Below are 18428 nucleotides of genomic sequence, written 5' to 3' on the forward strand. Positions count from 1 at the left end.
CAAGTGCCACAACAACCCAACCACCGTCTACCGGAAGAATTCGGCGGAAACGAATGGCTTGTGGATGAGCTCTATGAGCAATTCCGGCAGGACCGGAGCTCGGTAGACAAAAAGTGGTGGAGCCTTTTCGAATCCTTCGAGGCCGAAGACAGCGGCTCGGACAATGGGCGGCATGCAGCGCAGCGGTCAGCCGGTTCCGATCCCCATCCGCCTACGCGGGAACTGCCCGTCGTCTCGGCAGAGCAGAACGCGCCCAAGGCCTCGGGTGAGTCACCGGCCGCAACCCAGGAGTCCGGCAAGCCTCCGGTCGCCAAGGATCCCGGCAAGGACAAGGGTGCGGAGCAGCCGGCTCCTGAGGCCAAGACTGAAGCAAAGGCAGAGACTAAGCCGGAAGCCAAGCCGGAAAAGGCTCCGATCCCCGCTCAACTCCCCAAATCGGAGCTCAACCCGGAAATGGACGAAGACACCGTCACGGTCCTTCGCGGGCCGGCCAAGGCGATTGCCACCAACATGGACGCCAGCCTCACGGTTCCCACCGCAACCAGCGTGCGCTCCGTGCCGGCAAAGCTGCTCATCGACAACCGGGTGGTCATCAACAACCATCTCGAGCGCGCTCGCGGCGGCAAGGTCTCGTTCACCCACATCATCGGTTACGCGATCATCCGGGCCCTGGCGCAGTTCCCGTCCCAGAATGTCTACTACGACGTCGTCGACGGCAAGCCTGCAGCGGTGCAGCCTGCCCATGTGAACTTCGGTCTGGCGATCGACATGCCGAAGCCGGACGGCACCCGACTGCTGGTTGTGCCCAACATCAAGAAGGCGGAGACGCTCAACTTCTCCGAGTTCTGGCATGCCTACGAAGACCTCGTGAAGCGGACACGGGCAGGCAAACTCGGCGCTGATGATTACGCCGGCACCACTGTCTCCCTCACCAATCCCGGAGGCATCGGTACTGTTCACTCGGTTCCCCGTCTGTCGAAGGGTCAGGCCTGCATCATCGGCGCCGGTGCGCTGGAGTACCCGGCGGCATTCCAGGGTGCCAGCGAGAAGACGCTGGCACAGCACGCGATCAGCAAGACGATCACGCTTACCTCGACCTACGACCACCGCGTCATCCAGGGTGCGGGCAGCGGAGAGTTCCTCCGGATCGTGCACCAGCTCCTGCTCGGTGAGCAGAACTTTTACGACGACATCTTTGAAGCCCTCCGCATCCCGTACGAGCCTGTGCGCTGGAGCGCGGACATCCAGGTTGATCCGATGGACGAGATCAACAAGGTTGCCCGTATTCAGCAGTTGATCCATGCCTACCGTGTGCGCGGCCATCTCATGGCGGACACCAATCCGCTCGAGTACGTGCAGCGTAAGCACGCTGACCTCGATGTCCGCACCCACGGGCTGACGCTGTGGGATCTGGACCGTGAATGGCCCACCGGCGGTTTCGGTGGGAAGCCCGCGCTGAAGTTCCGGACCATCCTCGGCGTACTTCGGGACGCCTACTGCAGGACCACCGGCATCGAGTACATGCATATCCAGGATCCCGAGGAACGCCAGTGGTTCCAGGACGAGCTTGAGCACTCCTATTCGAAGCCGAGCCGTGAGGAACAGTTGCGCATCCTGCACCGGCTGAACGCTGCGGAGGCCTTCGAAACCTTCCTGCAGACCAAGTTTGTCGGTCAGAAGCGGTTCTCGCTGGAAGGCGGGGAATCACTGATTCCGCTCCTGGACGCTATCCTGTCCGACGCCGCAGACGACGGACTGGACGAGGTGGCCATTGGCATGGCTCACCGCGGACGCCTGAACGTCCTCACCAACATCGCCGGAAAGACCTACGCGCAGGTTTTCCGCGAGTTCGAGGGCACCCAGGATCCGCGTTCCGTGCAGGGTTCCGGCGACGTGAAGTATCACCTCGGCACCGAGGGCACCTACACCTCGGACAGCGGCAATGAAACGAAGGTCTACCTCGCGGCGAACCCATCGCACCTGGAGGCCGTCGATTCCGTGCTTGAGGGAATTGTGCGCGCCAAGCAGGACCGATTGGATCAGGGAGACACGTTCCCCGTCCTGCCGATCCTGATCCACGGTGACGCTGCGTTTGCCGGCCAGGGCGTGGTGGCGGAAACGTTGAACCTCTCCCAGCTGCGCGGTTACCGCACCGGTGGAACCATCCACATCATCGTGAATAACCAGGTCGGCTTCACAACTTCGCCCACCGCATCCCGCTCCTCGGTGTACTCAACCGACGTCGCCAAGATGGTGCAGGCCCCGATCTTCCACGTGAACGGTGACGATCCGGAGGCCGTGGTTCGGGTGGCCCAGCTCGCGTACCAGTTCCGCCAGCGGTTCAACAAGGATGTTGTCATCGACATGGTCTGCTACCGCAGGCGCGGCCACAACGAGGGCGACGACCCCTCGATGACACAGCCGATGATGTACAACCTGATCGAGGCAAAGCGTTCGGTGCGCAAGCTGTACACCGAGGCCCTGATCGGTCGCGGCGACATCAGCCAGGAAGAAGCCGAGCAGGCATTGCGCGACTACCAGGAGAGGCTCGAGCGTGTCTTCGCGGAAACGCATGCCGCCCAAACCTCGCCGATTCCAGTGGTCACCAAGGACTCCGCAGCTGTCTCCAACATCGAGCGCCCTATCGCCCAGCGCGATAACGGAGTGGGAGTACCGGCGAGTACTGCAATCACGGCGGAGACGCTGGCGCACATCGGAAAGGCTCATCTGGCCTTCCCCGAGGGCTTCACCGTCCACCCCAAGCTCAAGGCGTTGCTCGAGAAGCGCGAGCAAATGTCACGCGAAGGTGGGATCGACTGGGGCTTCGGTGAAATCGCGGCTTTTGGTTCCCTGCTGATGGAAGGCGTGCCGGTGCGTCTCGCCGGACAGGACTCCCGCCGCGGGACCTTCGTCCAACGGCACGCGGTGTTCCACGACCGCGCCAACGGCAACGAGTGGCTACCGCTCGGGGAGCTCAGCGAAGGACAGGCCAAGTTTTGGATCTACGACTCACTGCTGTCCGAGTACGCAGCCATGGGGTTCGAGTACGGCTACTCGGTGGAGCGGCCCGACGCACTCGTGCTGTGGGAAGCCCAGTTCGGTGACTTCGTCAATGGGGCGCAGACCATCATCGATGAGTTCATCTCTTCGGCCGAGCAGAAGTGGGGCCAGCGTTCCTCGCTTGTACTGATGCTCCCCCACGGCTATGAGGGCCAGGGACCGGACCACTCGTCGGCACGCATCGAGCGATTCCTGCAGATGTGCGCGGAAGACAACATGGTCGTGGCCAACCCCACCACGGCAGCGTCACACTTCCACCTGCTGCGGCGGCAGGCGTACAGCCGCCCCCGGAAGCCGCTCATCATCTTCACGCCGAAGCAGTTGTTGCGCCTGAAGGCAGCGGCAAGCAGCGTGGAAGACTTCACGCAGGGCGGATTCGAGCCGGTCATCGAGGACACCGCCGGGCTCAACCCGTCGGATGTCAAGCGTGTGTTGTTGGTCTCCGGCCGGCTCTACTACGATTTGGCAGCCGCCCGCCAGAAGGCGGATGACATCTCAACCGCAATCCTGCGCGTGGAGCAGTTGGCGCCACTCCCTGTGGACGAAATCAAGACCGCCATCTCCAAATACCCGGACGCGGATGTGGTGTGGGCTCAGGACGAACCGGCGAACCAGGGACCCTGGCCCTTCATCGGCCTGAACCTCCCGCAGCACCTGGACCGTCAGCTTCGGCTGGTATCCCGTCCGGCCTCTGCATCGACGGCAACCGGGTCAGCCAAGCACCACGCGGTGGAACAGGAAATCCTCATCAAGAACGCGTTCGACCACAACTAGTAAGCCTGGGGCCCGAACGTACAATGGGCAGGGTCTGTTGGGACCCTGCCCATTGGCGTTTCCCGCATGGATGGCTATGTAATCGCGCAACCATCCAGAAACAACACGACAAGCAACCAGAGGTGACGAGTGGAACAGCGCAGAATAAGGCTTGCCGCAGTGGGAGACGAACTACTCGCGGGACTGGGTGATCCGCGGGCACTCGGTTGGCTCGGCAGGGTCTTGGCGCGGACCACGCCGGATAACGCAACGCTCGAAGCGTTCAGCCTGGCCGCTCCGGGTGAGGGGACTGAGGCTCTGGCAGCCCGTTGGCTGGAAGAGTCCAGCCGCAGGTTCGCGGACAACACGGAAAACCGCCTGCTCATAGGACTGTCGGACCGCGATCTCGATCTGGAGATTTCCACGGCGCGAAGCCGGCTGAATCTCGCGAACATCCTCGACGGGGCAGCGCAGATGAGCATCAAGGTGCTGGTGGTCGGACCGCCGCCGGGACTGGATGCGGAACGGAACCGCCGACTTGCCGACCTCTCGGCGGCTTTCGCGGACGTGACGACGCGCCGTAAACATGTGTACGTCGACACCTTCACTCCCCTGCATGCCCATGAGCAGTGGCGTTCTGATCTGGCTAAGAATGGCGGCGGACCGGGTCAGGCCGGTTACGGTCTCATAGCGTGGCTCGTCCTCCACCGCGGCTGGTTCCAGTGGCTGGAGATTCCCGCACCCGCCTGACGTGAGGACTGGCCGATGTCCGGGAGGGCGCCGGCATCAGGTCCCGTGGTTGAGAACAACCTTCCCAAAGACGCCGCCGCCAGCCATACGCTCAAATCCTGCGCGTGCGTCCTCCAGCGCATGAACTGAGTCGATGGTCGGGCGAACTCCGGTCACGGCAAGGAACTGGGCCAGACGTTGGAGCTCGTCACGGGTACCCATGGTGGAGCCCAGCACGCGCAACTGCAGAAAGAACACGCGGTTCAGGTCCGCCGACGGAGCCGGGCCGCTCGTGGCGCCGCAGGTAACGACGGCGCCACCCGGCTTCAGAGCTTTCAGTGAGTGCGCCCAGGTTGCTTCTCCGACCGAATCGAACACGACGTCGACGCGCTCCGGAAGCCGGGCACCGGCGTCGAACGCGTCGGCCGCTCCCAGTTTCAGCGCCATTCGCCGCTTCTCTTCGCTGCGGCTGGTGACCCACACCCGGTAACCGGACGCTGCGGCGAGAAGGATGAGCGCGGTGGAGACACCGCCTCCAGCCCCCTGCACCAGGACGGTCGAGCCTGGAGCAGCGGGCGACGTCGTAAACAGCATCCGGTATGCAGTCAGCCAGGAGGTCGGCAGGCACGCTGCCTCCTCAAAGCTCAGGTCCGTGGGCTTCGGTACCAGGTTTCGCTCCGGCACCCACACGTAGTCCGCCATTGTGCCTGGATAGTGCTCGGAGAGCAGGGATCGGCGGGGGTCCAGGGTTTCATCACCCTGCCAGCCCGGCGAGGAAATGACGCTGTGCACAATGACTTCATTGCCGTCGTCGTCCACTCCGGCGCCGTCACAGCCGAGGATCATCGGCAGCTTGTCCTGGCCTAGGCCGACCCCGCGCAATGTCCACAGGTCGTGATGGTTCAGGGTAGAGGCCCGCACCCGAACCCGGCGGAAGCCTGTCGGCACCTCAGGTTCCGGAAGCTCACCCACCCGCAGTCCCTCGAGCGGGGACTGAGCGGACATCGACTCGGCGTACACTGCGCGCATTCGGCGCTCCTTCGCTCGGGTTTGCTGGGGATGCTTCCGTTCCATCCTAGGCACGAGCTATCCGGCAGACGCACCCGAAAGGCAGGCCCGCCCGTTTAGGTTCCCCGCGCTTGCGTGTGGGAGACTGGAGGGCAGTCCGGACCCATGTGGTCGATCGGCAAAGCCAAAACAGGCAAACGTAAGGAGGCAGCCATGAGCAAGCGTGCACGCAAGCGCCGTGATCGCAAGCGCGGCGGCGCTAACCACGGTAAGCGCCCCAACACCTGACATCACGGTCAAAGCAGACAGAAGAACCCCCGTACCTGTACGGGGGTTCTTCTGTCTGTCGGCGGTCCTTCTGAAGGGAGCCTTAGTGGTCCACGGTCTTGATCTGGCTGATGCGATCAAGAATGTTCGCCTTCAGTTTCGCCGGTGCGACCTCAGTGCAGGACCGCTTCACAACCGACCGGATAAGGCACTCCAGGTCGTGTTCCTGGGCGCAATCCGGGCAGTCCTCAAGGTGGTCCTTGATCTCGACCAGATCGGAGTGCGAGAGGGCGCCGTCAAGGTACTCATAGAGTCGTTCGATCCTTGAATCGTCGCAGTCGCCAAGGCTATGGCAGTCGCTCATTTTCCGTTCTCCTGTGTAGTTCCACGATCAGCTGTGGAGGCGCGTACCGCGGCACCCATGCCCCGCTCGTGAGCATACTCGGACAGCAGATCCCGCAGGAGCTTGCGTCCGCGGTGCAGCCGTGACATCACAGTGCCGATCGGTGTGTTCATGATTTCCGAGATTTCCTTGTATGCGAAGCCCTCGACATCCGAGAAGTAGACCGCCAGGCGGAACTCCTCGGGGATGGCCTGCAGAGCCTGCTTCACATCCGAATCGGGAAGGTGGTCGAGTGCTTCCACCTCGGCCGAGCGCAATCCTGACGAGGTGTGCTCGGCCGCCTTGGCCAACTGCCAGTCCTCGATGGTGTCCGAGTGGGACTGCAGGGGCTCGCGCTGCCGTTTGCGGTAGAGATTGATGTATGTGTTGGTAAGGATCCTGTACAGCCACGCCTTGAGATTGGTGCCCGGCTTGTACTGGTGAAATGCGGAGAACGCCTTGGTGTAGGCCTCCTGCACGAGATCCTCGGCATCAGCCGGATTGCGTGCCATTCTCATCGCGGCCGAATACAGCTGATCCACATACTGCATGGCATCCCGCTCGAACCGTGCAGTCCGCTCCGCAACGGACTCGGTTGACAGGTCCAGTTCCTCATCTTCGGCCGGGGTGGGTCCCGCCGCGGCTGTGGTATTCATTGCTGCAAAGTCTACGCGCCCGACGGTTCGCCGGCGCTGCGCCGGACGTGCCGGTGCGTCCACGTGGAGGCGCGGCATCTGGTCCCGTACCGATGTTGCTGTACCCATCTGCTCCTCGTATCCGTCTGTCCGATGTTCAGGCTCCGGTATTCACAACCATCGGACGGATGCGGATATTCCGGCGCGGACGCCGCAGCCGGATCGCCTCGATGCGCCAAAAGTGCAAAACTAGACACATTCCATCCACGGTTGTAACTGACGTTGTTCGCATAAGTAGATCCGGTGCCTCCAGGGGTGCTGGAAGCCAGGAGGCATTGTGACCCTTGTTCGCGTACTCGCCCGCCCATTGCTCGCCAGCAGCTTCGTCCTCACGGGCATTGACCGGCTTCGGCACACCGACGCCACGGCCACAGCTCTACGTCCTACCCTGGACCGCATCACCAAGGCGGTGCCCGCGGCAGCATCGGCCACGGGCAACGAACAGCGCGTCGCGAAGGTCCTCGGCGCGGCGCATCTCGGTGCGGCGGTGCTGCTGGGGATCGGCCGTTTCTCCCGGCTTTCAGCGACGGTGCTGGTCGGTACGTCTGCGCTGAACGCCATAGTCGAGTTCAACAACGCCGACTCATCCACGTCGAAAGCCCGCAAGGACCGGCGTAATCAGCTCATCAAGAACCTCTCCCTGATGGGTGCCGTGCTGCTTGCAGCGGTGGACACCAACGGACGCCCGAGCTGGGCATGGCGTGCAGAACACTTCGCCGAAGATGCGCGCCGAAATGCTCTCGCTCTGAGCCATGACACGCGCAAGAGCGCACGTTCGCTGGCCCGCGACACTGAAAAGCGCCTCAAGATCGCCGAGAAGGCAGTGCGCAAGACGGCGTCGGAAGTCACGGGTAGCTAAGGGGCATGAGCGCGCTGTCCGCTGCACCATCCACGTCGTTCTGGCCTGCACCACACGCACGAGGCCCCGTTGATGCAACGGTCGAGGTCCCGGGGTCGAAGTCGCTGACCAACAGGTACCTCATCCTTGCCGCACTTGCCGACGGTCCGAGCAGGCTGCGCGCTCCGCTCCACTCGAGGGATTCACAGCTGATGGTGGATGCACTGAGATCGCTCGGTGCCCACGTGGAGGAGGTCGAGGGCGACGGCACGTTCGGACCGGACCTGCTCATCACCCCCATCCCGGCGGATGCATCGGGGGAGGCAAGCGTGGACTGCGGGTTGGCCGGTACGGTGATGCGCTTCGTCCCGCCGCTGGCAGCGCTCCGCAACGGACGTACCTCGTTCGACGGTGACCCGCATGCCCGCCGGAGGCCGATGGGTGCGGTGATCAGCGCGCTACGCGGTCTCGGCGTCAACCTCGAGAACGACGACGACGCCCTCCCCTTCACGGTCGCCGGTTCCGGATCCGTGGAGGGAGGCACCCTGGTCATAGACGCCAGCGCCTCCTCTCAGTTCGTGTCGGCGCTGCTCCTCGCTGGCGCGCGTTTCGCCGAAGGCCTCCATCTGCAGCATGTGGGCAAGCCTGTCCCGAGTCTGGACCACATCTCGATGACCGTCCAAGTACTGCGCGAGGTCGGCGTCGTCGTGGACGACTCCGTGCCCAACACGTGGCGTGTGGAGCCTGGGACCATCAACCGGTTTGACGTGCGCATCGAGCCGGATCTTTCCAACGCGGGACCGTTCCTCGCCGCGGCCGTTGCCACGGGCGGAACTGTACGGATCCCTCACTGGCCCGCTAACACCACACAGGTCGGTGAGAAGTGGCGGACCATACTGCCCATGTTTGGCGCCGCCGTCGAACTGACCAGTGATTCCACTCTCGTGGTCCGGGGCTCCGGGATGATCACGGGCGCTGAACTCGCTGATACCAGCGAGCTGGCACCTACTGTGGCTGCGCTGTGCGCGCTTGCACAGTCGCCGTCGGTGCTGACGGGCATCGCCCACCTGCGCGGTCACGAAACGGACCGCCTCGCGGCGCTTGTCGCCGAGATCACGCGTCTCGGCGGCGATGCCGAAGAGACAGCCGACGGACTGATCATTCGACCGGCTCCGCTGCACGGTGGCCCTTTCCACACCTACGATGACCACCGCATGGCCACCGCAGGGGCAATCCTCGGCCTCGCGGTGGAGGGCGTCGAGATCGAAAACATTGCAACAACCGGTAAGACCATGCCCCAATTCCCCGAGCTGTGGGAGGCAGTGGCAGCCACCGCTGATCCGAGCGACTCACTGTGACACCCGCCGGGTCCAGGCGTGGGACCTCCTCCTGGGACGAGTCCGATGTCCGCATCAGGCCGAACAAGAAGGGTTCCCGTCCCCGCACCAAGGACCGCCCGGCTCACGATGACGCGGTGACCGGCCGGATCATCACTGTGGACCGCGGACGGTATACCGCCGTCGTGGATGAAGACACGAACGCGGAACGCATTGTCATTGCCGCCCGTGCCCGGGAGCTGCGCCGCTCCCCCGTCGTTGCCGGCGACCTCGTTGCACTGGTGGGTGATGTGAGCGGCGAGCCGGACACCCTTGCCCGGCTGGTCCGGATCCAGGATCGACACACCCTCCTGCGACGCAGCGCCGATGACACAGATCCCGTGGAGCGGGCGGTGGTCGCCAACGCCGACCAGCTGGTAATCGTCGTGGCTGCCGCCAACCCCGAACCGCGCACCGGATTCATCGACCGCGCGCTGGTCGCCGCGTACGACGCCGGTATCCAGCCGCTGCTGTGCGTCACCAAGGCGGACCTCAAGGATCCGGCGGACCTGCTGGCCAATTACGAACACCTCGACCTGCTCATCATCACGAGCCAGACCGCCTCCACCCCCGACGGCGTCGAAACGACCTCCGCCAGCGGCACTTCCGCGCTGCTGGCCCCGGGTGCCGTAAGCCGGCTGAAGGGTCTCCTGGAGGGGAAGGTGAGCGTGCTCCTAGGCCACTCCGGGGTCGGCAAGTCCACCCTGGTGAATGCGCTCACGGGAGCCAACCGTGCCACCGGCGGCGTCAACGCGGTGACCGGCCGCGGTCGCCATACCTCTTCGTCGGCCTACGCGCTCAAGGCCGCCGACTCCGCGCCCGGCACGTGGATCATCGACACGCCGGGGATTCGTTCCTTCGGCCTCGCCCATGTCGATGCCGACCGCATCCTGGCCGCCTTCCCGGATCTCGCGCCCGGGACCGAGCAGTGCGAACGGGGGTGCAGACACGACGACACCGCAGTCAACTGCGGGTTGGACGGCTGGGTCGATTCCGGGGACGCCGGAGAGTCGGGACCCGTGCGCCTAGCTTCCCTGCGAAGGCTGCTCGGTGCTGGGATCGAGCCCGCCCAAGGCTCGAAAGAGTTAGGGCTCCAATAGCCGGTGCGCGCACAGCGGCTCATTGCCTGCTAGACTGAACGTAGTTGTTGTGTTGCGCATGAATATTTAGCCTTGATTTCTCTACGGAGTTCGAAAGCTTTTTTTGCAGGCGATGGAACACCGCGACGGGAACCCCGAAGTACGGGGGGATCCTACACTCAAGGAATGATTTAAATGGCAACAGGTACAGTCAAGTGGTTTAACGCTGAAAAGGGCTTTGGATTCATCGCTCCTGACGACGGCGGCGCTGACGTCTTCGCTCACTTCTCCGCAATCAACTCCGGCGGCTTCCGCTCGCTCGAGGAGAACCAGAAGGTCAGCTTCGAGACCACCCAGGGACCCAAGGGCCCCCAGGCTGAGAACATCTCCGTTCTCTAACTCTTAGTTTTCAAAGGAAGGGACATCGGCTATCGGCCGATGTCCCTTCCTTGCGTTAAGACCGCAGTCAGCGGGCATCGCCCACGTGCAAGGGCACTCAACGCCCCGGGCATCAGGCCTCCCGCATCTGCGCGTCCCGAGGATATAGGTTGAACAGTATGAACCTCCAGAGCTACAACGATGACCTTCGCCTTGCCCATGTGATGGCCGATTCCGTCGATGACCAGACCATGTCCAGGTTCAAGGCGTTGGATCTGGCGGTTGAGACCAAGCCGGACTACACCCCGGTTACCGATGCAGACAAGTCAGCGGAAGAGGCAATCCGCGGACAACTCTCACGCGCCCGCCCGCGGGATGCCGTGCTCGGCGAGGAATTCGGGAGCAGCGGCGCGGGCTCGCGGCGGTGGATCATCGACCCGATCGACGGCACCAAGAACTTTGTCCGTGGAGTGCCGGTGTGGGCCACACTCATCGCTCTGGTGGATGAGGGCCGCCCTGTCGTCGGCGTCGTCAGCGCTCCCGCCCTCGGGAAACGGTGGTGGGCAGCAACCGGGACGGGAGCTTTCACCGGCAAGTCGCTGGCCGCCGCAACACGCCTCCGGGTCTCAAGCGTGTCTCGTCTGGAAGATGCCTCACTCTCCTACTCGAGCCTGTCGGGATGGAAGGAACGCGGCAACCTCGATGAATTCGTATCTCTCACCGAATCGGTCTGGCGTACACGGGCCTATGGTGACTTCTGGTCATACTGCCTCGTCGCTGAGGGCGCTGTGGACATCGCGTGTGAGCCTGAACTCAACCTGTACGACATGGCCGCCCTGGTACCGATTGTTACGGAAGCCGGTGGCCGGTTCACATCATTGGAAGGCGCGGACGGGCCCTTCGGCGGTAACGCGCTCGCAACCAACAGCACCCTGCATAACGATGTCCTGAAGATGCTCAACCCTTCGCTGGACGATCTGCTCCAGGAGAATACGGGTGCCTGACGTAGCCACGTAACAAAGCGAACGGAGGGTCCGGACTGTCTTATTCTGGACTCATTGGTCACGAGTGCCAGCGATAAACCCCGGTTTGCTGGCCGGCAACCCTCCTTCCGCGGTGGGGTGCCCCGGGTGACGACCAGGCCGTTCCAGAGAAGTGGTTCGGCAAGCGCGGGGCCTCCCTTGGCAGGTCCCTTGAGACCACTATGGGGTTAACTTCCGTGAGCAATGCACTTCTAGAGAGCACCAGCGAACTGTCCGCGGCGCCGCTTGCGTCAGTGTTGGGCGCTGAACTGCAGGCGCCGCTGGTTGACGGCACCGCTGTCCGCTACGTCAATCTGGACTACGCCGCTTCGACGCCGGCACTGCAGCAGGTCAATGACTACCTGCAGAGCGTTCTGCCCTACTACGCCAGCGTTCACCGGGGCGCCGGATACGCATCCCAAATTTCAACGTCGCTGTACGAGAATGCACGGAAGACCGTCCGGACCTTCGTCGGCGGTCGTGAAGACGACGCGGTCATCTTCACCCGAAACACCACGGACTCCCTGAATCTCCTGGCAGGTTGCGTACCTGGAGACGGCGAGGTCCTTTACCTCGACCTGGAACACCATGCCAATCTCCTGCCCTGGCTGGGCCGCCCCCATCGCGGACTCGTCGCCGCCGACACGATAGAGGCGACGTTTACCGCTGTGGAGGAGGTGTTGGCTTCCGGGGGAATCAACCTGCTTGCCGTAACCGGTGCCTCAAACGTGACCGGTGAGGTTCTGCCCATCAACCGGCTCGCCGCCCTCGCCCATGCTCATGGCGCACGCATCGTCGTCGACGCAGCCCAACTGGCCCCGCACCGACGGATGGATATCGGGCATGACGGCATCGATTACGTCGCTTTCTCCGGGCACAAGCTGTATGCACCGTTCGGGTCCGGAGTTTTGGTCGGCAGGCCTGACTGGCTTGACGTCGGAACACCCCACCTTGCCGGCGGCGGCGCCGTGAAGGCGGTGAAGGTCGATTCAGTTTCCTGGACAACCGGCCCTGCACGGCATGAAGGCGGGTCGCCGAACGTCCTGGGCGCAGCAGCGCTTGCCCACGCGACGGAGGTTATTGCAGCCCTGGACGCGGAAGACTGGCTCCGCCATGAATCAGATTTGCGGAACGCCCTGGTGGACGGGCTCTCCGCCCTTACCGGCGTCACCGTACACCGCATCTTCTCCGACAGCACCGACGCAATCGGTGTGGTGAACTTCTCCGTCCACGGTTACGACGCCGGCCTCGTCGCCGCCTACCTTTCCGCGGAGCATGGCGTGGGGTTGCGGGACGGGAAGTTCTGCGCCCACCCGCTGCTGAAGCGCCTGGGCCTGCCATCGGGATCGCTGCGCGCAAGCTTCGGGCTCGGATCGCGGCAGGACGATGTCGACAGGCTGCTCACCGGCCTCGCCTCACTCATCCGGGATGGGCTGGGAACCGACTATGTTGTCGACGCAGGGCGTTGGGTACCGGCTGTCGAGACCCGTTCCTTCCCGGATTGGGCTCCGCACACTCCGGGAACTGCGGGCGCAGCACCCTGCACAGCTGACTGATGGCGCGCTGACACTCCCGTTTCCCGAGCAGTCGAGACCGGGTGATTTAATTGACGGGTTCTGATCAAGTATCGACAGGAGCTATCGTCATGGGCGTTGGGGGTCCGCGCCTCGCTGAGCACCGCCGTCGTGAGTTGGCTCGGGGCTATCTGCAGGACAGTGAGCGCTATGAGCGCGTCCGTCCGGGGTATCCCCCGGAATGTGTGGACTGGCTCGTCCCGCGGGATGCACGGCGCGCTGCCGATATCGGGGCGGGAACAGGAAAGTTCACGAGGGAGCTCATCCACCGTTGCCCTGAGGTGACGGCGATCGATCCGTCGGAGGACATGCTCTCCGTCCTAGGACAGCAGCTCCCGGCGGTGGAGAAAGTTCAGGGCACGGCCGAGGCATCCGGTCTCGGCACTGCGAGCGTTGATGTTGTTTCAATTGCCCAGGCCTGGCACTGGTGCGACGCGGCGTCGGCGAGCGCGGAAGCGGCGCGCATCCTGGTACCGGGAGGAGTCCTCGGCCTTGTCTGGAATCAGCTGGATGTCAGCGTGCCGTGGGTGCACCGGCTCTCCCGCATCATGCATGCCGGAGACGTGTTCCGGCCGAACTACCGTCCCGCGTTGGGACCACTCTTCTCGGAACCGGAATCGATGGTAGTCGCCTGGACCCAGGCCCTCCCGGCTCCGGACATCGTTGAACTCGCCCGGTCCCGCAGCTACTATCAGAACGCTTCGCTGGGCACGCGTGCGAAAGTGGAGGCGAACCTGTCCTGGTACCTCCACGACCACCTCGGGCACAATCCCGAAGCCGTGCTCAACCTGCCGTATCTGACCTACTGCTGGCGGGCCGTCCGCCTCGACAGCACCGGCTCCGCCGGCATGTGATCCCTAGTCCGGGTCCGAGGCCCCGGATGTTTCCGCCGCGGAATCCGCACCCTCCGCAGGATCCTGCGCATGCGTCCCTGTGTCGGCCGGATCCTGCGACCGGTCCCCTTCCGCGGGCTGTTCGCTGTGCTCTCGCGGTTCTTCCTCGTACATTGACTCTTCGCTCATCCTGCCGGCCTCCTGGGTCGCGTTGGTGTCTGCACCCACTCTGCACTGCCGGGCGTGTCCTGTCGAGGGAACCTCCGCCCGGTCCCGCCCTGAGGCTAGCCATCCAGGGATGAGGCGAGTTAGATTTAGGTATGCCGAAATTTATATTTCCGGTATGCCTCATCTGGTTGCTCGTGCTGTCGGGATGCGGCAACCCGCGCACGGACCGTACAGCGGCCGATGCTGATCCGCGCCCCGTGGTGTTGACCACATTCTCCGTCCTTGCGGATCTCACCCGTACAGTGGCCGGTGACCATATCCGGGTCGAATCCATCACCAAGGTCGGTACCGAGATCCACGGATATGAGCCAACGCCCTCCGACCTCATCAATGCGCAGGATGCCGACCTGATCCTCGATAACGGTCTGGGACTGGAGCGCTGGTTCGAGCGTTTCGTACTGTCTGTCGATGCGCCGCACGTGGTGCTGTCAGAGGGTGTGGTCCCCGTTGACATCAGGTCCGGAGACTATGAGGGGCTTCCCAATCCGCACGCGTGGATGTCGCCGAAGGCCGCACAAATCTATGTCGACAACATCGTTACCGCACTGTCGGACCTCGACCCGGCCAACTCCGAAGACTACGCGACCAATGGCACCGCACTGAAGAAGGAGCTTCAGATACTGCTGACCGATCTCGAGAGCGCCTTCGAAACGGACACGGCAACGCCGGCACTGGTCACCTGCGAAGGAGCTTTCTCCTACCTCGCCCGTGACGCCGGTCTGAAAGAAGCCTTCATCTGGCCGGTCAATGCCGATAGCGAAGGCACACCACGGCAAATCAAGGACGTCATCTCGTTCGTCGAGGAGCACAACGTGCCAACGGTCTTCTGCGAGTCCACAGTGAACCCGTCGGCGCAGCAACAGGTCGCCAACAGCACCGGTGCCACGCTTGCCGGCCCACTGTACGTGGACTCCCTGTCGGAGGCCGACGGACCGGTTCCCACCTTCCTTGACCTGTTGCGGCACGACATCAACCTCATCGTCGAAGGATTAGGCTCATGACCCTGACATCCACCGGACAAACCGCACAGCCGGCAATCGCCGTCGAACGCTTGAGCGTGCACTACGGCGATGTCACCGCGCTCGACGACGTGAGCTTCACCCTCCACCGCGCCCAGGTGTGCGGGCTGATCGGAGTGAACGGCTCCGGAAAGTCCACCCTCTTCAAGTGCCTGATGGGGCTGGTAACCGCCCAGCGAGGGTCCCTCTCACTCTTCGGCCGGACCTCCACAGCAGCCCGGAAAGGCAAGCTGGTGGCCTACGTGCCGCAGTCCGAAGACGTCGACTGGAACTTCCCCGTGTCAGTCGGCGACGTAGTCATGATGGGCCGCTACGCGCACATGGGGCCGCTGCGGCATCCGTCGCGGGCCGATCGCAACACCGTAACTGAAGCACTCGAGCGGGTGGGTCTGGCGGAACTGCGCAACCGGCAGATCGGAGAGCTTTCCGGCGGTCAAAAGAAGCGGGCCTTCGTTGCACGGGGAATCGCGCAGGACGCCCAGCTCCTCCTCCTCGATGAACCCTTCGCAGGCGTGGACAAGGGCAGCGAGGGCACCATCGTTGAGCTACTTCACCAACTGAAGGATGAGGGAAGAACCGTGTTGATGTCCACGCACGACCTCGAGGGCCTCCCCCAACTGTGCGACCGCGCGATCCTGCTGCACCAACGCATCCTTGCCGAGGGAACGCCCGCCAGGGTGCTCACCCACGCGAACCTGGCGCGGGCGTTCAGCGCCACGGGCCCACGTGCCGCCGCTACCGCCTCACCGGGAGCATAAATGGACCCCGTCACATTCATCCTCGAACCGCTGCAGTACGGTTTCCTGACCCGTGCGCTCCTGGTCACCCTCGCGGCCGCCGTCGTTGCTTCAGTTCTGTCCTGCTGGCTCATCCTGATGGGCTGGTCGCTGATGGGCGATGCAGTGTCCCACGCCGTGCTGCCCGGGGTCGCGCTTGCGTATATTGTCGGTATTCCGTTTTCAATCGGTGCGTTCATCTTCGGGGCGGGGGCAGTTGCGTTGATCGGTGCCGTGAAATCGACCACGAAACTGAAGTCAGACACAGTGATCGGTGTGGTGTTCACCGCACTCTTCGCCGTGGGTCTGGCGATTATCTCGCGGACACCGTCCCAGGTGGACCTCATGCACATCCTCTTCGGAAACGTTCTCGGCGTCACGGACGGCGAACTCTGGCAGGTGCTGATCCTCGGAGCGCTGACGCTCGGAATTGTGCTGTTCAAGCGGCGTGATCTCACCCTGCTCGCTTTTGACCGCACACATGCGCATGTAATCGGATTGAACACGAAGGCACTGGGCGCACTTCTGCTGGGGCTTCTCGCCCTCAGCGTCGTGGTCGGACTGCAGGCGGTCGGGATCATCCTCGTCGTGGCGATGCTGATCACGCCGGGCGCTACGGCGTTCCTGCTGACACGCAGCTTCGACCACATGCTGATTCTCGCTGTCCTGATCACCACAACAGCTGCCGTCTCCGGGGTCTATGCAAGTTACTACCTCGATATCTCCACAGGAGCATCCGTGGTGCTTGCGCAAGCGCTGGCGTTTGCCGTGGCCTACTTCGCGGCGCCTCGCACCGGACTCATCCGACAACTGAGGCAACGGCAACTGAGGCAACGGCAGCGGCGAGGCCGTTCCGACGTTACGCAGGCGGCCTGACATGGCCGCGAAAACAAACGCTCCCGGCGTCGACTCCTCGAGCGTCCAAGACTATGTGAAGACCATTTACGCGCTGTCGGAATGGCACGATGAGCCAGTAACGGCGTCACGGCTCGCAACCCGGCTATCCGTGGCTAACTCGTCGGTGTCCGAGATGATCCGGAAGCTGGCCGAGCTGGGTCTTGTTGACCACAAACCGTACCGACCCGTTGAACTCACCGTTGACGGCAGGCGTCTGGCTCTGGCCATGGTGAGACGCCACCGGCTGCTCGAGACTTTCCTGGTGCAGGACCTCGGCTACCGGTGGGACGAAGTGCATGATGAGGCCGAGCTGCTCGAGCACACCGTCTCTGATACCTTCATCGATCGGCTGGACGCCCGGCTCTCTTTCCCCGCAGTCGATCCGCACGGTGACCCAATCCCGACGGCGGCAGGTTCGATTTCCCTTCCGGATGCGCTCCCCCTGGACAGCTTCGACGACGGGCACTCAGGACGGGTGACCAGGATCAGCGATGAGAACCCTCAGCTGCTGCGATTCCTGGCCGCCGAAGAGGTGGGCATCGGTTCTCCCGTCACAGTGCTGCGGCGGACGCCTTTCGGCGGCCCCCTGCAGGCCCGCGTCGGCACAGGCAGCGGCGCCCGCGATCTCAGCTTCGGTGATGAGCTCACCCGGTCCATCTGGGTGGAATCGGTGGGAGATCACGCCGGCTGTAGTTTGGTCCAATGACCGCACAGCCGCACGATCTTCCCGCACGCATTGGCTGGAAGATATGGACCGCCGTTGCGATCGGCGGGTTCATTGGAACGGAAGCGCGCTACCTGCTCGGTCTGCTGGTTCCGGAGACGCCCGCAGTCTTTCCCTGGACCACGCTTGGACTCAACGTTGCGGGCAGTTTTGTGCTTGGTTGGCTGACAGCCCTGTGGGCAGGTGGCACGCGGGAACCCCGGTGGCTGCAGGCCGGGCTCGGGCCGGGGATCCTCGGCTCCTTCACCACGTTCTCGGCAGTCACGCTGACGATGGTCACGGAACCCGTCCTCCTGGTGCCATATCTGGCGGTGTCACTCGCGGTGGGCCTTGCTGCCGCAGCAGCCGGGATCGCGGCCGGACAGAGGACAGCGGCGTGATCCTTGCGGCCATGGTCGGCATCAGCGGCATGGTCGGAGCGCTGGTTCGCTTCAGCATCGACAGGGGGTTTGAAACGCTCCGTGCACGACGGCGGCACCCCATACCGCCGAAACCTCCCTTCCCCGGCGGCACACTGGTGGTCAATACCCTGGGGTCCGGCGGCATCGGCGTTCTCTGGGGCATGCTGCTGAACTCCGCCATCGATGCCCATTGGTACTCTGTGTTGGCCGCCGGGCTGGCGGGTGGCCTCACCACGTTCAGCACCTTCACGGTCGCCGCCGTCTCGCTGTGGCAGGGCAGGAGGCAGGCTGCCGCCGTCGTTCATGTGATTTCCAACCTGGGATGCGGGCTCGCGGCAGCGTGGCTGGGCCTGCTGGCGACAGCTGCGGTGTGACACGGGCGCCCATGG

At 63.7% G+C, this 18428-nt stretch carries 20 protein-coding genes and 1 riboswitch; of the genes, 16 read left to right on the forward strand and 4 right to left on the reverse strand.

The window, feature by feature from the left end; translation table 11 throughout:
* Window positions 1-3 precede the first annotated feature (3 nt).
* Together AC4D2M_RS01050 and AC4D2M_RS01055 are read left to right on the forward strand one after the other, a co-directional pair.
* On the forward strand, window positions 4-3834 hold the full coding sequence (locus tag AC4D2M_RS01050) for a multifunctional oxoglutarate decarboxylase/oxoglutarate dehydrogenase thiamine pyrophosphate-binding subunit/dihydrolipoyllysine-residue succinyltransferase subunit (protein ID WP_490889231.1): 3831 nt from the start codon (window positions 4-6) through the stop codon (window positions 3832-3834).
* A 129-nt stretch (window positions 3835-3963) separates the two neighbouring features.
* Window positions 3964-4563, forward strand: coding sequence for a GDSL-type esterase/lipase family protein (locus tag AC4D2M_RS01055; protein ID WP_490889233.1), 600 nt, complete (start codon window positions 3964-3966; stop codon window positions 4561-4563).
* A 36-nt stretch (window positions 4564-4599) separates the two neighbouring features.
* On the opposite strand, the gene AC4D2M_RS01060 is transcribed toward AC4D2M_RS01055, so the two are convergent.
* Entirely contained in the window at window positions 4600-5571 is a 972-nt protein-coding gene (locus tag AC4D2M_RS01060; RefSeq protein ID WP_490889234.1) for a zinc-binding dehydrogenase, read from the reverse strand.
* A 192-nt stretch (window positions 5572-5763) separates the two neighbouring features.
* Between AC4D2M_RS01060 and AC4D2M_RS01065 the strand changes: the two genes are divergently transcribed.
* On the forward strand, window positions 5764-5838 hold the full coding sequence (locus tag AC4D2M_RS01065; RefSeq protein WP_369299106.1) for a 50S ribosomal protein bL37: 75 nt from the start codon (window positions 5764-5766) through the stop codon (window positions 5836-5838).
* An 82-nt stretch (window positions 5839-5920) separates the two neighbouring features.
* On the opposite strand, the gene rsrA is transcribed toward AC4D2M_RS01065, so the two are convergent.
* Both rsrA and AC4D2M_RS01075 read right to left on the reverse strand, forming a co-directional pair.
* Window positions 5921-6181 (reverse strand): mycothiol system anti-sigma-R factor, encoded by a 261-nt coding sequence (gene rsrA, locus AC4D2M_RS01070; RefSeq protein WP_490889236.1) that lies wholly within the window; start codon window positions 6179-6181, stop codon window positions 5921-5923.
* A complete protein-coding gene (locus tag AC4D2M_RS01075; RefSeq protein WP_490889237.1) occupies window positions 6178-6963 on the reverse strand; it encodes a sigma-70 family RNA polymerase sigma factor in 786 nt (261 codons plus the stop codon). Before AC4D2M_RS01075 ends, rsrA begins: the two co-directional genes overlap by 4 nt.
* Before the next feature lie 208 nt (window positions 6964-7171).
* Here AC4D2M_RS01075 and AC4D2M_RS01080 point away from each other — a divergent pair, with 208 nt between their 5' ends.
* The 7 genes from AC4D2M_RS01080 (at window position 7172) to AC4D2M_RS01110 (ending at window position 14015) form a co-directional block, all read left to right on the forward strand.
* Window positions 7172-7753 carry a DoxX family protein gene (locus tag AC4D2M_RS01080; RefSeq protein ID WP_490889238.1) on the forward strand — a complete coding sequence of 194 codons (582 nt, stop codon included), beginning with the start codon at window positions 7172-7174 and terminating at the stop codon, window positions 7751-7753.
* 5 nt (window positions 7754-7758) lie between these two features.
* Window positions 7759-9090 (forward strand): 3-phosphoshikimate 1-carboxyvinyltransferase, encoded by a 1332-nt coding sequence (gene aroA / locus AC4D2M_RS01085; protein ID WP_490889240.1) that lies wholly within the window; start codon window positions 7759-7761, stop codon window positions 9088-9090.
* Entirely contained in the window at window positions 9087-10208 is a 1122-nt protein-coding gene (rsgA, locus tag AC4D2M_RS01090; RefSeq protein ID WP_490889242.1) for a ribosome small subunit-dependent GTPase A, read from the forward strand. The genes aroA and rsgA overlap by 4 nt, the downstream gene beginning before the upstream one ends.
* Before the next feature lie 174 nt (window positions 10209-10382).
* Window positions 10383-10586 carry a cold-shock protein gene (locus tag AC4D2M_RS01095; RefSeq protein ID WP_026545912.1) on the forward strand — a complete coding sequence of 68 codons (204 nt, stop codon included), beginning with the start codon at window positions 10383-10385 and terminating at the stop codon, window positions 10584-10586.
* Window positions 10587-10744: 158 nt separating this feature from the next.
* A complete protein-coding gene (gene hisN, locus AC4D2M_RS01100; RefSeq protein WP_490889244.1) occupies window positions 10745-11569 on the forward strand; it encodes a histidinol-phosphatase in 825 nt (274 codons plus the stop codon).
* A 56-nt stretch (window positions 11570-11625) separates the two neighbouring features.
* Window positions 11626-11741, forward strand: a riboswitch (SAM riboswitch).
* Window positions 11742-11769: 28 nt separating this feature from the next.
* Complete coding sequence (locus tag AC4D2M_RS01105; protein ID WP_490889246.1) at window positions 11770-13143, forward strand: aminotransferase class V-fold PLP-dependent enzyme; 1374 nt, start codon at window positions 11770-11772, stop codon at window positions 13141-13143.
* 89 nt (window positions 13144-13232) lie between these two features.
* The gene (locus AC4D2M_RS01110) at window positions 13233-14015 is read left to right on the forward strand and encodes a class I SAM-dependent methyltransferase (protein WP_490889248.1); all 783 of its coding nucleotides are present in this window, start codon (window positions 13233-13235) and stop codon (window positions 14013-14015) included.
* A gap of 3 nt (window positions 14016-14018) precedes the next feature.
* On the opposite strand, the gene AC4D2M_RS01115 is transcribed toward AC4D2M_RS01110, so the two are convergent.
* On the reverse strand, window positions 14019-14183 hold the full coding sequence (locus AC4D2M_RS01115; RefSeq protein ID WP_490889249.1) for a hypothetical protein: 165 nt from the start codon (window positions 14181-14183) through the stop codon (window positions 14019-14021).
* A 131-nt stretch (window positions 14184-14314) separates the two neighbouring features.
* Here AC4D2M_RS01115 and AC4D2M_RS01120 point away from each other — a divergent pair, with 131 nt between their 5' ends.
* The 6 genes from AC4D2M_RS01120 to AC4D2M_RS01145 are packed head-to-tail and all read left to right on the forward strand — an operon-like array spanning window position 14315 to window position 18413.
* On the forward strand, window positions 14315-15223 hold the full coding sequence (locus AC4D2M_RS01120) for a metal ABC transporter substrate-binding protein (RefSeq protein ID WP_490889251.1): 909 nt from the start codon (window positions 14315-14317) through the stop codon (window positions 15221-15223).
* A complete protein-coding gene (locus tag AC4D2M_RS01125) occupies window positions 15220-15999 on the forward strand; it encodes a metal ABC transporter ATP-binding protein (protein ID WP_490889253.1) in 780 nt (259 codons plus the stop codon). The genes AC4D2M_RS01120 and AC4D2M_RS01125 overlap by 4 nt, the downstream gene beginning before the upstream one ends.
* On the forward strand, window positions 16000-16893 hold the full coding sequence (locus tag AC4D2M_RS01130) for a metal ABC transporter permease (RefSeq protein ID WP_490889254.1): 894 nt from the start codon (window positions 16000-16002) through the stop codon (window positions 16891-16893).
* Between the two features lies 1 nt (window position 16894).
* A complete protein-coding gene (locus AC4D2M_RS01135) occupies window positions 16895-17620 on the forward strand; it encodes a metal-dependent transcriptional regulator (protein WP_490889256.1) in 726 nt (241 codons plus the stop codon).
* Window positions 17617-18018, forward strand: a complete 402-nt coding sequence (locus AC4D2M_RS01140) for a fluoride efflux transporter FluC (protein ID WP_490889258.1) — start codon at window positions 17617-17619, stop codon at window positions 18016-18018. Before AC4D2M_RS01135 ends, AC4D2M_RS01140 begins: the two co-directional genes overlap by 4 nt.
* Window positions 18015-18413 carry a fluoride efflux transporter FluC gene (locus tag AC4D2M_RS01145; protein WP_490889260.1) on the forward strand — a complete coding sequence of 133 codons (399 nt, stop codon included), beginning with the start codon at window positions 18015-18017 and terminating at the stop codon, window positions 18411-18413. The genes AC4D2M_RS01140 and AC4D2M_RS01145 overlap by 4 nt, the downstream gene beginning before the upstream one ends.
* Window positions 18414-18428 lie beyond the last annotated feature (15 nt).

The sequence above is a fragment of the Arthrobacter sp. TJ-270 genome, assembly GCF_058269075.1.